This window comes from Klebsiella sp. 1SOBk5mer, assembly GCF_046603115.1.
Lineage (GTDB): Bacteria > Pseudomonadota > Gammaproteobacteria > Enterobacterales > Enterobacteriaceae > Klebsiella > Klebsiella quasipneumoniae.
This window is the reverse complement of sequence record NZ_JBKIUU010000009.1, coordinates 62498-76828: the sequence shown is the minus strand read 5'-3', so window position 1 is coordinate 76828 and position 14331 is coordinate 62498. Positions and strand designations below refer to the sequence as shown.

General features: G+C 57.0%; 18 protein-coding genes. 5 read left to right on the top strand and 13 right to left on the bottom strand.

All coding sequences use genetic code 11. The features are described from left to right. Window positions 1-20: 20 nt before the first annotated feature. Both cycA and fklB read right to left on the bottom strand, forming a co-directional pair. Entirely contained in the window at window positions 21-1424 is a 1404-nt protein-coding gene (gene cycA / locus ACLH1U_RS19345) for a D-serine/D-alanine/glycine transporter (protein WP_023291730.1), read from the bottom strand. A gap of 305 nt (window positions 1425-1729) precedes the next feature. Beyond that, window positions 1730-2350, bottom strand: coding sequence for an FKBP-type peptidyl-prolyl cis-trans isomerase (fklB, locus tag ACLH1U_RS19340; RefSeq protein ID WP_002886687.1), 621 nt, complete (start codon window positions 2348-2350; stop codon window positions 1730-1732). Window positions 2351-2569: 219 nt separating this feature from the next. Here fklB and ACLH1U_RS19335 point away from each other — a divergent pair, with 219 nt between their 5' ends. Next, on the top strand, window positions 2570-3244 hold the full coding sequence (locus ACLH1U_RS19335; protein WP_072421242.1) for a LysM-like peptidoglycan-binding domain-containing protein: 675 nt from the start codon (window positions 2570-2572) through the stop codon (window positions 3242-3244). Window positions 3245-3352: 108 nt separating this feature from the next. Here ACLH1U_RS19335 and rplI read toward each other — a convergent pair whose 3' ends face one another. Genes rplI through rpsF form a run of 4 tightly spaced genes read right to left on the bottom strand, consistent with a single transcriptional unit; the run spans window position 3353 to window position 4791 of the window. Beyond that, window positions 3353-3802 carry a 50S ribosomal protein L9 gene (gene rplI / locus ACLH1U_RS19330; protein ID WP_004206464.1) on the bottom strand — a complete coding sequence of 150 codons (450 nt, stop codon included), beginning with the start codon at window positions 3800-3802 and terminating at the stop codon, window positions 3353-3355. Window positions 3803-3843: 41 nt separating this feature from the next. Beyond that, the gene (gene rpsR, locus ACLH1U_RS19325; protein ID WP_000135199.1) at window positions 3844-4071 is read right to left on the bottom strand and encodes a 30S ribosomal protein S18; all 228 of its coding nucleotides are present in this window, start codon (window positions 4069-4071) and stop codon (window positions 3844-3846) included. 4 nt (window positions 4072-4075) lie between these two features. Further along, the gene (priB, locus tag ACLH1U_RS19320; RefSeq protein WP_002885722.1) at window positions 4076-4390 is read right to left on the bottom strand and encodes a primosomal replication protein N; all 315 of its coding nucleotides are present in this window, start codon (window positions 4388-4390) and stop codon (window positions 4076-4078) included. 5 nt (window positions 4391-4395) lie between these two features. Further along, window positions 4396-4791 (bottom strand): 30S ribosomal protein S6, encoded by a 396-nt coding sequence (gene rpsF / locus ACLH1U_RS19315; protein WP_008807174.1) that lies wholly within the window; start codon window positions 4789-4791, stop codon window positions 4396-4398. Window positions 4792-5132: 341 nt separating this feature from the next. Here rpsF and ACLH1U_RS19310 point away from each other — a divergent pair, with 341 nt between their 5' ends. Further along, complete coding sequence (locus tag ACLH1U_RS19310; protein WP_004206463.1) at window positions 5133-5408, top strand: DUF1471 domain-containing protein; 276 nt, start codon at window positions 5133-5135, stop codon at window positions 5406-5408. Between the two features lie 149 nt (window positions 5409-5557). Beyond that, a complete protein-coding gene (locus ACLH1U_RS19305) occupies window positions 5558-6751 on the top strand; it encodes an MFS transporter (protein WP_072421240.1) in 1194 nt (397 codons plus the stop codon). Window positions 6752-6814: 63 nt separating this feature from the next. Here the strand turns inward: ACLH1U_RS19305 and ACLH1U_RS19300 are convergent, their stop codons facing one another. From ACLH1U_RS19300 to ulaA, 6 genes are read right to left on the bottom strand one after another with little or no spacing between them, the layout of a single operon-like run. Continuing rightward, entirely contained in the window at window positions 6815-7501 is a 687-nt protein-coding gene (locus tag ACLH1U_RS19300; protein WP_085551705.1) for an L-ribulose-5-phosphate 4-epimerase, read from the bottom strand. Further along, entirely contained in the window at window positions 7501-8355 is an 855-nt protein-coding gene (locus tag ACLH1U_RS19295; protein WP_048336491.1) for an L-ribulose-5-phosphate 3-epimerase, read from the bottom strand. Before ACLH1U_RS19295 ends, ACLH1U_RS19300 begins: the two co-directional genes overlap by 1 nt. 9 nt (window positions 8356-8364) lie before the next feature. Then, entirely contained in the window at window positions 8365-9015 is a 651-nt protein-coding gene (gene ulaD, locus ACLH1U_RS19290) for a 3-keto-L-gulonate-6-phosphate decarboxylase UlaD (protein WP_023291725.1), read from the bottom strand. A gap of 13 nt (window positions 9016-9028) precedes the next feature. Beyond that, window positions 9029-9496, bottom strand: coding sequence for a PTS ascorbate transporter subunit IIA (ulaC, locus tag ACLH1U_RS19285; protein WP_023319570.1), 468 nt, complete (start codon window positions 9494-9496; stop codon window positions 9029-9031). Between the two features lie 9 nt (window positions 9497-9505). After that, complete coding sequence (ulaB, locus tag ACLH1U_RS19280) at window positions 9506-9811, bottom strand: PTS ascorbate transporter subunit IIB (protein ID WP_023291723.1); 306 nt, start codon at window positions 9809-9811, stop codon at window positions 9506-9508. A gap of 12 nt (window positions 9812-9823) precedes the next feature. Beyond that, window positions 9824-11224: a PTS ascorbate transporter subunit IIC gene (ulaA, locus tag ACLH1U_RS19275; RefSeq protein WP_023291722.1), complete on the bottom strand. Its 1401-nt coding sequence runs from the start codon at window positions 11222-11224 to the stop codon at window positions 9824-9826. A 363-nt stretch (window positions 11225-11587) separates the two neighbouring features. On the opposite strand from ulaA, the gene ulaG reads away from it, so the two are divergent. Together ulaG and ulaR are read left to right on the top strand one after the other, a co-directional pair. Continuing rightward, window positions 11588-12652 (top strand): L-ascorbate 6-phosphate lactonase, encoded by a 1065-nt coding sequence (gene ulaG / locus ACLH1U_RS19270; RefSeq protein ID WP_411299404.1) that lies wholly within the window; start codon window positions 11588-11590, stop codon window positions 12650-12652. Window positions 12653-12759: 107 nt separating this feature from the next. After that, the gene (gene ulaR, locus ACLH1U_RS19265) at window positions 12760-13515 is read left to right on the top strand and encodes an HTH-type transcriptional regulator UlaR (RefSeq protein WP_004206453.1); all 756 of its coding nucleotides are present in this window, start codon (window positions 12760-12762) and stop codon (window positions 13513-13515) included. On the opposite strand, the gene yjfP is transcribed toward ulaR, so the two are convergent. Further along, window positions 13512-14228, bottom strand: a complete 717-nt coding sequence (yjfP, locus tag ACLH1U_RS19260; RefSeq protein WP_101862389.1) for an esterase — start codon at window positions 14226-14228, stop codon at window positions 13512-13514. The two genes, ulaR and yjfP, sit on opposite strands and share 4 nt — an antisense overlap. Window positions 14229-14331 lie beyond the last annotated feature (103 nt).

Sequence of the window (14331 nt, the reverse complement as noted above, 5' to 3'; positions counted from 1 at the left end):
AGCAACGTTAAAATGCTCTTTTATTTCGCCAGACGTTTTTTGCCGGCAAACAGCCAGCCCGCACCCAGCAGAACGAACCACAGCGGGGTGACCATCAGCGCTTCACGGGTGTCATCTTCGAGGGTCAACAGCACCAGTACGAAGACGAAGAAGGCCATGCACACCCAGCACATTAATTTGCCCAGCGGCATCTTATATTTGGACTTCTCGTGCAGCTGCGGACGCTTTTTACGGTAGACCAGATAAGAGCAAAGGATAATGGTCCAGACGAACATGAACAGGATCGCCGACACCGTGGTGATCATGGTGAACGCGGCGATCACGCTCGGGTTGACCATCAGCATCACCACACCGCCCAGCAGGCACATGCAGGAGAAGGTTAAGCCCTTCGCCGGCACCGCACGCTTCGACAGCTTGGCGAACATCTTCGGCGCCTGACCATCCTGCGCCAGACCGAACAGCATACGGCTGGTGGAGAAGACACCGCTGTTGGCCGATGAGGCTGCGGAAGTCAGCACCACGAAGTTAATCAGGCTCGCCGCCGCCGGCAGACCGACCAGCACGAACAGCTCAACGAACGGGCTCTTGCTCGGCACCACAGAGCTCCACGGCGTCACCGACATAATCACAATCAGCGCGAAGACGTAGAACATAATGATACGCAGCGGGATGGAGTTAATCGCCCGCGGCAGGGATTTTTCCGGGTCTTTGGTTTCGGCCGCGGTGGTACCGACCAGCTCAATCCCCACGAAGGCGAATACCGCAATCTGGAAGCCGGCGAAGAAGCCGCTCAGCCCTTTCGGGAACCAGCCGCCGTCATTCCACAGATGCGCGAAAGAGGCTTCGACGCCGGTCGGCGATTTGAAATGCATCATGACCATCACCAGGCCGACCACGATCAGCGCCACGATGGCGACGATTTTGATCATCGCGAACCAGAACTCCATTTCGCCAAACATTTTGACGGTGGCAAGGTTCAGGCCCAGCAGCAGCAGGATCACCGCCAGCGACGCGACCCAGTCGGAGAGTCCGGGAAACCAGAACTGCGCGTAGGCGGTGATCGCCACCACGTCCGCCATCCCCGTCACCACCCAGCAGAACCAATAGGTCCAGCCGGTAAAGTAGCCCGCCCAGGGGCCCAGCAGATCGGCCGCAAAGTCGCTGAAGGATTTATATTCGAGGTTCGACAGCAGTAATTCGCCCATGGCTCGCATAACGAAAAACAGCATAAAACCGATAATCATATAAACAAAAATAATGGATGGCCCGGCAAGGCTGATGGTTTTGCCAGAACCCATAAATAATCCAGTGCCGATCGCCCCGCCAATTGCAATCAGCTGAATATGTCGGTTTGTGAGATTTCGCCGTAGCGATTGTTCAGTCGGCTCCTGCTCGACAGCAGCGACTTTAACCTGATCTACCATGTGATTTCTTCCTGTTGTACCTGTCTGTGTTGTTCAGGCTCTGATGGCCTGTCGTCTGTCATTAACCCCAGCAAGGGCTAGTCGATATTAGGTAAGAATCGGAGGGATGAATACTATGATTTAGATATAATGTTAATTTTATGTTTAAAGTGAGTGTTATATCACTCATCTAACGCGAAATAGCTCACAAAAATACACCCATACGCGATGAATGCAAAACATAATTCCAATTAATTTTTAACTTAAGGATTTTACGCTATTTTTGTGGCTTCCCCCGCCGCCGGGGAAGAGGAAGCCTCTGCTGTTTAGATAATATCCAGCAGTTCAACTTCGAAGATCAGGGTGCTGAACGGAGGGATCGACGCGCCAGCGCCGCGCTCGCCGTAGGCGAGGTTGTGCGGGATGGTCAGTTCCCATTTGGAACCTACCGGCATCAGGGTCAGCGCTTCAATCCAGCCGCCGATTACGCCGGTCACCGGGAACTCTGCCGGTTCGCCGCGAGCGACGGAGCTGTCGAAGACGGTGCCGTCGATCAGTTTCCCGGTGTAGTGCACGCGTACGCGGTCGGTACGGGCCGGGATCGGACCTTCGCCCTGGGTCAGCACGCGGAACTGCAGACCGGACTCGGTGCTGTTCACACCCTCTTTCTCGCGGTTTTCATCAAGGTATTTCTGGCCGTCAGCGGCCATCGCCTGGAAACGCTCGCGACGCACGGCGTCGGCGCGCTCGTGGATTTCACGCAGCGCACGGTGGACGGCTTCTACCGGCACCTGCGGCTGGTTACCTTCCAGCGCATCGGCGATACCCGCCACCAACGCTTCCGGCAGCAGCCCCTGCAGGCCGGATTCGCTCAGCTGTTGTCCAACCTGCAAGCCGATACCGTAACTTGCCTGCGCTTCGATAGTGTCAAAAGTTGGGGTTGCCATCTTTGTTCCTTTTTTGGGTGATAAACATCAAGAGAAAAGCGTCCGGAAGCATAACAGCCATAGCGAAATGGGTAAAACTTTGTCGGCGGATGATGACAAATCTCAGCGAAAAAGAAACAATAGGCGGCATCAGGTTAACTTCACTTTGTTCCGGTCATCAGGACGTTAGCCATCTATACTCATAGGCAGGATAAAAATATGCGGAGCAGGAGGAAAGCCATGCCCGGGCGCTTTGAACTGACATCTACCCTGGCGAAAATCTGGCACGCCCCGGATCATTTTCGCCTCCTGGACCCACTGCCCCCGATGCACCGCCGGGGAATTATTGTTGGCTTCCTGTTGGTGATTATCGGCATTCTGCTTCCCTCAGACGATAGCCAAAACCCGGCGTCCACCAGCCGTGAAGCAAACCTGAATCTGCAGTCGCAGTCCCAACCGCAAGCTGGCGGCAATCAGGCCGTTCCGCTGCCGCCGATCACCAATACGCCTACCGTGAGCGATGCCGACCAGATGGCGCCGGTCGCCCCGGAGCCGATTCAGGATGAGCAGCCGGATCAGGCGCAGACGCAGCAGCCCGCAGCCTCCCAGCCCTATCAATCCTCATCGCAGCAGTCCGCGCCGGGTATTGAACAGCAATGGCGGACCTATCGCATCGAGTCAGGCAAAACCCTGGCCCAGCTGTTCCGCGATCATGGGCTGCCGGCCACCGACGTTTACGCCATGGCGCAGGTTGAAGGCGCAGGTAAACCATTAAGCACGTTGCAGAGCGGACAGACGGTGCAGATTCGGCAGAACGCCAACGGCGTGGTCACCGGGCTCACTATTGATACCGGCAACGGCCAGCAGGTGCTGTTTACCCGCCAGTCGAACGGCAGCTTTGTGCGTGCGCGCTAGCAGCGAAGACGACAGCGAGCGTTACGCCGCCGCAAAATGAAAGGCGCTAAAAAGCAAAACGCCGGCACAAGGCCGGCGATTTGTTGTTACCAGAACGTCAGAGGCCGATTACTCAGCAACCACGTTGATGATAACTTTAGCGAAAACTTCGCTGTGAACCTGGAAGTCCACTTCGTGCTCGCCAACGTTACGCAGAACGCCGTTCGGCAGGCGAACTTCGCTCTTAGCAACTTTAACGCCTGCTGCAGTGACAGCGTCAGCGATGTCGCGAGTACCGATGGAACCGAACAGTTTACCTTCGTCGCCAGCTTTAGACGCGATGGTTACGGATTCCAGGGCGTTGATCTGCGCAGCACGAGCTTCAGCAGCTGCCAGAACGTCAGCCAGTTTGGCTTCCAGTTCAGCGCGACGTGCTTCGAAGAATTCAACGTTTTTCTTGGTAGCAGGAACAGCTTTACCCTGCGGGACCAGGAAGTTACGAGCATAGCCCGCTTTAACGTTAACCTGATCACCCAGGCTACCCAGGTTTGCTACTTTATCAAGCAGAATAACTTGCATTACCTTATCCTCTCAAAGTCGTATTAATGGACCGTGACCGATTACTGATGACGATCAGTGTACGGCAGCAGGGACAGGTAGCGAGCGCGTTTGATAGCGCGAGCCAGCTGACGCTGGTATTTTGCACGGGTACCGGTGATACGGCTCGGGACAATCTTACCGCTTTCGGTGATGTAGTTTTTCAGCGTAGCGATATCTTTATAGTCGATCTCTTGAACGCCTTCCGCGGTGAAACGGCAGAACTTGCGACGACGGAAATAACGTGCCATATGGCTAGTCTCCAGAATCTATCAATTCAATCTGCTCGGCATGCAGAACCATTTTGCTCAAGCCGTTCTTTGCCTTATGGCAAGAGATGAACCCTCGAACGGTTACTGCGCTACCGACCGTTATACTGTGAGTAATGGCCTGGTTCTCGTGACCGCTAATAATAACGGGCATTTGACACCATGCCTGCCGGTGAAAACCGGCTTCCTCCTGCACTGAACGATGCTCAAGCACGAACTGGCAGTGAGGAATTCCTGACGGGCTGACCTTACGAAGTGGAGTCCTGCAAATAATGCCGGACAGCTCCAGACGGTTGGTCATCAGGATTACTCTTCAGAATCCCCAGCTTCAGAATCATCTGCGGTTTCGTTGGCGAAATCTTCGCGACGCTCACGGCGCTCGTCTTTCGCTTTAACCATCGGAGATGCTTCGGTAACAGCGTGCTTAGTACGCATTACCATGCTGCGGATAACGGCGTCGTTGAAGCGGAAGTTAGTTTCCAGCTCATCGATCGCTTCCTGCGGCGCTTCAACGTTCAGCAGAACGTAGTGAGCTTTGTGCAGTTTGTTGATCGGATAAGCCAGCTGACGGCGGCCCCAGTCTTCCAGACGGTGGATCGTACCTGCTGCTGCAGTGATTGCACCAGTGTAACGTTCGATCATGCCCGGAACCTGTTCGCTCTGGTCAGGATGGACCATAAAAACGATTTCGTAATGACGCATCGAATTGCTCCTTACGGATTATTCAGCCTCCTGTCTGGGTCAGCCGCGGCCCATGGAGGCAAGGAACGTGTTAAAGGGCGGCTGAAAAATTGACGCATCATTCTAATGGCGACCCCCCAGGAACACAAGCGCATTTGCACAAATAATTCGCACTAAGCGCCAAGTGGCGCTAAGTGGGTGATTTAAAATTAACCAGCAAAGGAAGCGGCATTTTTTTGAACAACTGCATCAGAAAAGGTCGCGATACGCCGTTCAATCAGCGATTACACTTAAATCAGAAACCCAATGACCACAGGAGAGCCCCGAGTCAGCGTCAGGACTGTCAGTCAGGAGCGTAGTATATGAAACTGAAAATCATCGCCATGATGGCTGCGCTTTTCTTCAGCGCCAACGCGTTGGCAGCTATCCAAATCACCGAACGACAGGCCCGCAACATGGACGATGTGCAGAGCCTCGGCGTTATCTATATCAATCACAATATGGCCACTGAGCACGAGGCCGAACAGGCCCTTAGCCAGTTGAGCGATGCGCAGGGGGCGAAATATTTTCAGCCCATCCTGATGCACGAACCAGAAACCAACGGCCCGCTTCGCGCCAGCGCGGTGATTTACCGCTAATGTCGGGCCCATTCTTCGCCTCTCCTCGCGAGGGGCGAAGCAAGGCCAGTGGCTAAACGCAATTGAGAATAATTTTATAAATCAACTTATCAGCGTCATCGCAACCTGATTTAATCATCAGTCTATTTTTTGATAATCAGGAGTAATGGATGGTTCCGCGTTTCGCCACCTTAGGCCGCATCCCCAAAGGCGTTTGGGTACTCGGCGGCGTCAGCCTGCTGATGGATGTGTCGTCCGAGATGATCCACAGTCTCTTACCGCTGTTTATGGCCACCACCCTCGGCGCCAGCGTGATTATCATCGGTCTTATTGAGGGGCTGGCGGAAGCCACCGCCCTGATCCTGAAAATCTTCTCCGGCGCGATCAGCGACTACGTCGGTAAGCGCAAAGGGCTGGCGCTGCTGGGCTACGGCCTGGGCGCGCTCAGCAAGCCGCTGTTTGCCATCGCCCCGACCGCCGGCGTGGTGTTTAGCGCCCGCATGATCGACCGCGTAGGCAAAGGCATTCGCGGCGCGCCGCGCGACGCGCTGGTCGCCGACGTCACCCCACCGGAGATCCGCGGCGCCGCCTACGGGCTACGTCAGGCGCTGGATACCGTTGGCGCCTTTCTCGGCCCGCTGCTGGCGGTGCTGCTGATGTTTATGTGGGCCAACGATTTTCACGCTATATTCTGGGTGGCGGTTATTCCCGCCGTGCTCTCTATTCTCCTGCTGGGTTTTGGCCTGCAGGAGCCAAAATCCGCCATCGACCATCAACGCAGTAATCCGCTGAAGCGCGAAAATCTGCAAAAGCTCTCCGCCGCCTACTGGTGGGTGGTCGCCATCGGCAGCATCTTCACCCTCGCCCGCTTCAGCGAAGCCTTTCTGGTGCTGCGCGCCCAGCAGATGGAGATCCCGCTGTTTACCATTCCGCTGGTGATGGTGGCGATGAACCTGGTCTACAGCGTTACGGCCTACCCGTTCGGCAAGCTCTCTGACAGCATGAGCCACAGCAAACTGCTGCAGTGGGGACTGCTGGTGCTGATCCTCGCCGATATCGTGCTGGCCCTCAGCGCCCACTGGAGCACGCTGCTGGTCGGGGTCGCGCTGTGGGGAATTCACATGGGGATGACCCAGGGGCTGCTGGCGGCGATGGTCGCCCATACGGCGCCGCCGGCGCTACGCGGCACGGCGTTCGGTATGTTCAACCTGATGAGCGGTCTGGCGCTGTTGCTGGCCAGTACCGGCGCAGGCGTGCTGTGGGAAACCTTCGGCGCCGCTTCGACGTTTTACGCTGGCGCGATAATTTGCGTGGTCACGCTCATCGGCATGCGCGCTATGCCGTCGGCTTATCGTCAGGGCTAAAAAACGGCTCCGGGGCCAGACCAGTTGCTTCACCGTGACGGTGAAAGCCCCGGAGCGCGTCGTTTACTTCTGCCCGTAGTAGGCGTTCGGCCCGTGTTTACGCAGAAAATGTTTTTCCATCAGCCAGCTGTCAATCGGCTGCAGCCGCGGATTAATGCCGCGGGCAATCCACGCCATGCGTGCCACCTCTTCCATCACAACCGCATTGTGCACCGCCTCGTGGGCGTCTTTCCCCCAGGAGAACGGCCCGTGCTGATAGACGACGATCGCCGGCGTATGCAACGGGTTTGCCTCGCCCAGGGTTTCGATAATCACCTTCCCGGTGTTCAGCTCGTAGGCCTCATCCACCTCCTGCGCGCTAAGCGCCCGGGTGCAAGGGATATCACCGAAAAAGTAGTCCGCATGGGTGGTGCCGAGCGCCGGGATCGCCAGCCCCGCCTGCGCCCAGGCGGTAGCGTGCGTCGAATGGGTATGCACCACCCCGCCAAGGCCGGGATAACGGCGATAGAGCGCCAGATGGGTAGCGGTATCAGAGGAGGGACGCCAGCGCCCTTCCACCACGTTGCCCTGCAGATCGACCACCGTCATGTCATCGACGGTCATGGCGTCGTAGGCCACGCCGCTGGGTTTGATCACCACCAGCCCGCGCTGCCGGTCAATCGCGCTGACATTGCCCCAGGTGAAGGTCACCAGGCCGTATCGGGGCAGATCCCTGTTGGCCTCGAACACCTGCTGTTTCAGTTGTTGCATTACGCCGCCTCCATCAGTCCGGCGCGGACCATCCGCGCTTTCACCCAGTCGCGCGCCTTCGCCACTTCCGCTAGCGGATCCGCGCTGGTTTCGCTCCACATCTCAATCAGATACGGGCCGCAGTAGCCGGTCTGTTTGAGAGTTTCGAAGCAGCGTTCAAAATCGACGACCCCTTCGCCGAACGGCACGTTTTTAAAGACGCCGGGCCGGGTATCTTTGACGTGCACCGCCACGATGTGCCCCATGCCGGCCTGCAGCTCCATCTGGACGTCGTTATCCCACGCCGACAGATTGCCGATGTCGGGATAAAGCTGGAACCACGGATTATTCAGGTAATGGGCGTAGCCCAGCGCTTTGCTGATCGAGTTCATCAGCGGGTAGTCCATAATTTCCATCGCCAGGGTTACCTGGGCCCGGCTGGCCAGTTCGACGCTCTCTTTCAGACCATCGCGAAAGCGACGCCGCGTCTCATCGTTCGCCTGCTGGTAATAGACGTCGTAACCTGCCAGCTGGATCACCCGGATCCCGACATCCTGCGCCAGCTGGATGGCTTTGCGCATGATTTCCAGCCCCTGACGACGCACCGCGTCGTCTTCGCTACCCAGAGGAAAACGGCGATGGGCGCTCAGGCACATTGATGGCACCCGGACGCCGGTTTCGGCCACCGCCTTGACCAGCGCCAGACGCTGCTCCGGGCTCCAGTCCAGCCGCGCAAGACGAGCGTCCGTTTCATCGAGAGACATTTCCACAAAATCAAAGCCTAGCGCTTTCGCCAGCTGCAGCCGCTCCAGCCAGCACTCCCCGGCGGGGAGCGCTTTTTCATAGATGCCGAGCGGAATTTGTTTCGCCAACATAGCCGCTCCTTAACCCCACAGCTGGGCGATAGAGCGTTTAAACTGGCGCGCCGCTTCCACCGGTGAAGCGGCATCGCGGATGCTACGCCCGGCAATAAAGACGTGGATGGGGATGCCGGCGAACAGCGGCAGGTCTTCCAGCGCCAGGCCGCCGGTGACGGTTACTTTGAAGCCCATATCGGACAGACGCTTAATCGCGCTGATATCCGCCTCGCTCCACGCCACGCCCGCCGCCTGCGCGTCGCGGCTGCGGTGGTAAACTACCTGCTGAATGCCCGCCTCGCGCCATGCCTGCGCCTGCTCCCAGGTCCAGAAGCCGGTTAGCTCAATTTGCACATCGCCGTTGAACTCTTTGGCGACATCCAGCGCCCCTTTGGCGGTGTTGATATCGGCGCAGCAGATCACCGTGACCCAGTCGGCGTTGGCTTCAAAGCACATCCGCGACAGGATCTTGCCGGCGTCGGCGATTTTGGCGTCCGCCAGCACGATTTTATGCGGATACAGCGCTTTCAGATCGCGCACCGCGCGCACGCCTTCCCCGACGCAAAGGATAGTGCCGACTTCAATGATATCCACCTCTTCGGCGATCAGACGGGTGGACTCGTAGGCGCTGGCCAGCGTTTGGTTGTCCAGTGCGACCTGCAACATAGGTAATGACATGATAGTGTTCCTTTTAAACAGCCGCCGCGGTGGCGTTTTTAATTAAATCCAGCACTTCCTGCTCGCTGCGGCAGGCGCGTAAACGGTCGAAATTGGCTTCATCATCAAACAGGTTAACGATCTGCATGATCCCCACCTCCTGGTGGGTGGTGGCGTCAACCGCCGCCATGGTGATCAGAATGTCGACCGGGTCGTTATCTTCATGGTTGAAAATCAGCGGTTTTTTCAGGGTCACCAGCGCAAAACCGGTTTTCCTGACGCCCTCTTCCGGCCGCCCGTGCGGCATCGCCAGCCCGGGGGCGATCACAAAATAGGGGCCGTGCTCGGCCACGCCGTCGAGAATGGCCTGGTAATAGCGCGGTTCCACGACGTCGGCGGCCACCAGCAGATCGACGCCGATTTTTACCGCCTCCTGCCAGGTTTCCGCTTCCGCCTGCAGGCGGATGGAGTGGTTCTGCGCCAGCGATTCATGGAGTTTCATGGCCGCTCCTTATTTCACGTCCTGCGGGAAGTGAGTTTTAATCACCTCCAGCAGCTTGGGACCGAAATCCGCCGGCGAAAGCATGTTACGCACGCCCACCACATGTTTATTACCGGAGACGGTAATCTCCCCCGCGATATGGGTTGAAGCGATGATGATATCCGCGCCGTTCAGCTCGCTTTTGTATTCACCTACCGCGCAGCTATTTACCGTGTGGTCGATGTTGGATTGCGTCAGGAACTGGTCCACCTTCATTTTCATGATCATGGAACTGCCTTGCCCGTTACCACACACAGCCAGAATACGTACGGTCATAATCAGAACTCCTTATTGGGCAGAGGCCTCTGCCAGTTGTTTTTCCGCGTCTTCCTCGGCACGCAGCGCGCGGCCGGCGAAGAACATATAAGCCAGTGCAATCAGGATGATGACGGCCATAAACGCCAGTCCGACGGTGGCGAAGCCCTGCATCATCGGCGGCGCCAGAATCGACCAGTCCGCCATTCCCATCCAGGCGCTCATGCCGGTGAGCTTCACTGCCCATACGCAACCGAAAATTTCAATCATGCCCATCACCAGGCAGATCTTGAGCGCCGCGCGCCAGCCGCCAAAGTGGTTGGCAAAGACGCCAATCGTCGCGTTGGAGAAGAACATCGGGATAAAGCCTGGAATAATCAGAATCGGGGAGCCGACGCCGACCAGAATGCCGACGGCAATCAACTGACCGATGGTGCCCCACATAAAGCCCCACACCACCGCATTCGGCGCGAAGCTATAGATGGCGGCGCAGTCGATCGCCAGCACCGCCCCAGGGATCAGGCGCTGCGAGATACCGTTGAAGGCTTCGGACAGCTCGGCGACGAACATCCGCACGCCCTGAGTGATGATGAAAATCGCCACCGCGAAGGAGAAACCGGTTTGCAGGATATAGACCGTCCAGTGGGTTTTACCCGCCATCGCCTGCACCACGTCAATGCCGAAAGAGAGCAGGATCGCACCAAAGAAGACGGTCATCACAATCGCGGTGGAAACGATGTTGTCGTGGAAGATGTTCAGCCAGCCAGGTAGCTTGAGGTCTTCGACGCTCTCCTCTTTTTTCCCCAGCCAGGGCGCCACTTTGTAGGCTATCCACGAGGCGAACTGCTGCTGGTGCCCGATAGAGAAGCCGCAGCCGTCGGTGACCAGCTGAGTAGGCTTGTACATCATATTGGAGGTAATGCCCCAGTAGAGTGACACCAGCACCGCCGTGCAGATGATGGTGGTCCACATGGAGTAGCCGAAGATAAACAACGAGACCGCAATCAGCCCCGCCTGCTGAAACATGATATGGCCCGTCAGCATGATGGTGCGGATGCCGGTAATCCGGCGCAGCAGGACGTAACAGATGTTTAGGGCCAGCGCCAGCAGCACCGCGTAGCCCACCCAGCTATAGGCCTCGCCCATCCGGTCGATGGTCGCCATCATCGAGGCATAGGTGTCAGAGATGGCGCCGTTAATGCCGTACACCTCTGACATTTTCGCCACCACCGGTTTAAAGGTGCTGGTGAGGATGCCGGAGCCGGCTTGTAACAGCATGAAACCGATAATGGTTTTGATGGTGCCTTTGATAATCACGCTGACGCTTTTACGCAGCAGGATATAGCCCAGGCAGGTCACGATACCCAACAGCAGCGGGGCATTGGTCATCACCTGATTAAAGAAAACGGTAAAGATGTTGTAGAGGATTGCCATAACACACTCCCGATGGTGAAGGCGCTGAACGCGCCTTACGCTCAGCATTTCTCGTCGCCCACTCTAATAATCAAAAATAATCACAACAAGATTGAATTTGATTAAATGTGACGCACGCCGCAATAAACCTTTCCTTCACTCAGGTTATTTCTATTCATTTATATCGAAACACAAATAAACATTTCAAATCATAGAGATAAACATTAAATCAAGGCGCGTAAGCTGCGGAAAAGGCGGGAGAATATGCGCGTCAGCTCGCAAAACCAATGGAAAACATGATTGCAATCCTGGAAAGACAGTGACAACATAAATCAAAATAAATCAAATACTGATTACTTTTGAAAATGCATGAGGAAGACCGCGATGAGTAAAGTACAGACCATCACCCGTGAATCCTGGATCCTGAACACCTTTCCGGAATGGGGCAGCTGGCTGAATGAAAAGATTGAGCAGGAGCAGGTTGCGCCCGGCACCTTCGCCATGTGGTGGCTGGGCTGTACCGGCATCTGGTTGAAATCCGAAGGCGGCGCCAACGTCTGCGTCGATTTCTGGTGCGGCACCGGCAAGCAGAGCCACGGCAATCCGCTGATGAAAACCGGCCATCAGATGCAGCGGATGGCAGGGGTGAAGAAGCTCCAGCCCAATCTGCGTACCACCCCGTTCGTGCTCGATCCGTTCGCCATTCGCCAGATTGACGCGGTCCTTGCGACCCACGATCACAACGATCATATTGACGTCAACGTCGCCGCCGCCGTCATGCAGAACTGCCCGGCCGATGTGCCATTTATCGGCCCGAAAACCTGCGTCGATATGTGGATCGGCTGGGGCGTGCCGAAAGCGCGCTGTATCGTCATGAAGCCCGGCGATGTCGTGAAAATTAAGGACATCGAGATCCACGCGCTCGACGCATTCGACCGTACCGCGCTGATCACCCTCCCGGCGGATCAAAAAGCCGCCGGCGTGCTGCCGGACGGGATGGACCAGCGCGCGGTCAACTATCTGTTTAAAACACCGGGCGGCAACCTGTACCACAGCGGCGATTCCCACTACTCCAACTACTACGCGAAGCATGGCAACGAGCATCAGATTGACGTCGCCCTCGGCTCGTATGGCGAGAACCCGCGCGGGATCACCGACAAAATGACCAGCGCCGATATCCTGCGCATGGCAGAGTCGCTCAACGCGAAGGTGGTGATCCCGTTCCACCATGATATCTGGTCGAACTTTCAGGCCGATCCGCAGGAGATCCGCGTCCTGTGGGAGATGAAAAAAGATCGTCTGAAGTACGGCTTCAAGCCGTTTATCTGGCAGGTCGGCGGCAAATTTACCTGGCCGCTGGATAAAGACAATTTCGAATATCACTACCCGCGCGGCTTCGACGACTGCTTCACCATCGAGCCGGATCTGCCGTTCAAATCCTTCCTGTAAACCGCCTCCGGCAGGCCCTGCCTGCCGGAAATACCCCGCCTGAGGGTTAGTATTTTCACATGATTTCAAATATCATCTTTGCCGTTCACTTTTAATCGGATTCGCTCATGACGGAAGCGCAAAGGCACCAAATTCTGCTGGATCTGCTCGCCCAAACGGGGTTTGTTACCGTAGAGCAGGTGATGTCGCGGCTCGGGATCTCACCCGCAACGGCCCGACGTGATATCAACAAGCTGGATGAAAGCGGCAAACTGAAAAAGGTACGCAATGGCGCGGAAGCCATTAGCGAGCAGCGCCCCCGCTGGACGCCGATGAACATCCACCAGGCGCAGAATCTGGATGAAAAAGTGCGTATTGCGCGCGCCGCTTCGCAGCTGATCGCCCCGGGTGAGAGCATCGTCATCAACTGCGGTTCCACCGCCTTTCTGCTGGGGCGCGAACTGTGCGGCAAACCGGTGCAGATCATCACTAACTATCTGCCGCTGGCCAACTACCTGATCGACCAGGAACACGACAGCGTGATTATCATGGGCGGGCAGTACAACCGCAGCCACGCCATCACCCTCAGCCCCCACGGCAGCGAAAACAGCCTCTATGCCGGGCACTGGATGTTCACCAGCGGCAAGGGGTTAACCGCCGAGGGGTTATACAAAACCGATATGTTGACCGCCATGGCCGAGCAGAAAATGCTCAGCGTGGTCGGCAAGCTGGCGGTGCTGGTCGACAGTAGCAAGATCGGCGAGCGCGCCGGGATGTTATTCAGCCAGGCCGGGCAAATTGACGTAGTGATCACCGGCAAACAGGCCGATGCCGCGATCCTCAAGCAGCTTGAGGACCAGGGCGTCAGCGTGATCCGCGTTTAAAGATGCTGCTGGAAAAAGGCGACCGTCGTGGCCAGCGCCTCCGGGGTGATGCGATGGCGGACGCCTTTCTGCCAGACGCAGGTCAGCCTGGCGGCAAGATCGCTCTGCCTGAGCGCCTGCTCAAGCCGGAAGGTCTCTGCCGGCGGCACCACGTCGTCGGCATCGCCATGCCAGAGCAGCAGCGGCCGCCGGGCGAGCGACGCCAGCTGATGACTGACATCCCACTCGCTGAGGCTGTCGCCATCAAAGCCAGGCGAGGGAAACAGGGTTTGCGACAGCGAACGAAAATAGCCCGACCCCATCAGGCAGGCGACGCTGTTCAACTCGGTATGATGCGTCATGATACCCAGGGCCGTCATTCCCCCCATCGACGCCCCCGCCACCGCCAGTCGCTCTCCTTCCAGCCAGCCTTCGGTGATAATCGCCTCGCGCAGCGCGGGAAACTCTCTGAAATTCTGCTGCAGGATCGGCCAGAAGCGCTGCATCCGCCCGGTCTCATCACCGTGATGGCGCGCGCCATGCTCCGGCGCGTCCGGCATAATCACCCGGAAACCCGCCTGGGCCAGCGCCACCGCAAAGTAGCTGTAAACCAGTTTTGACGAGGTAAAGCCATGATAAAAGACGATACAGGGCAGTGGCTTATCCAGACTCTCCTGCGGGCAGGCATGCAAAATTTCGCCACCGCCGAGGTTGCGCATTTCGAGTGCAATCATTTATCGTCTCCCTTCTCTATTGTGGTTAGGCGGCATGGGAAAATGCATTCACCAGGCAACCCCGTTTGCTACGATTCATAATGTTGAGAACCCGGTTACGCTT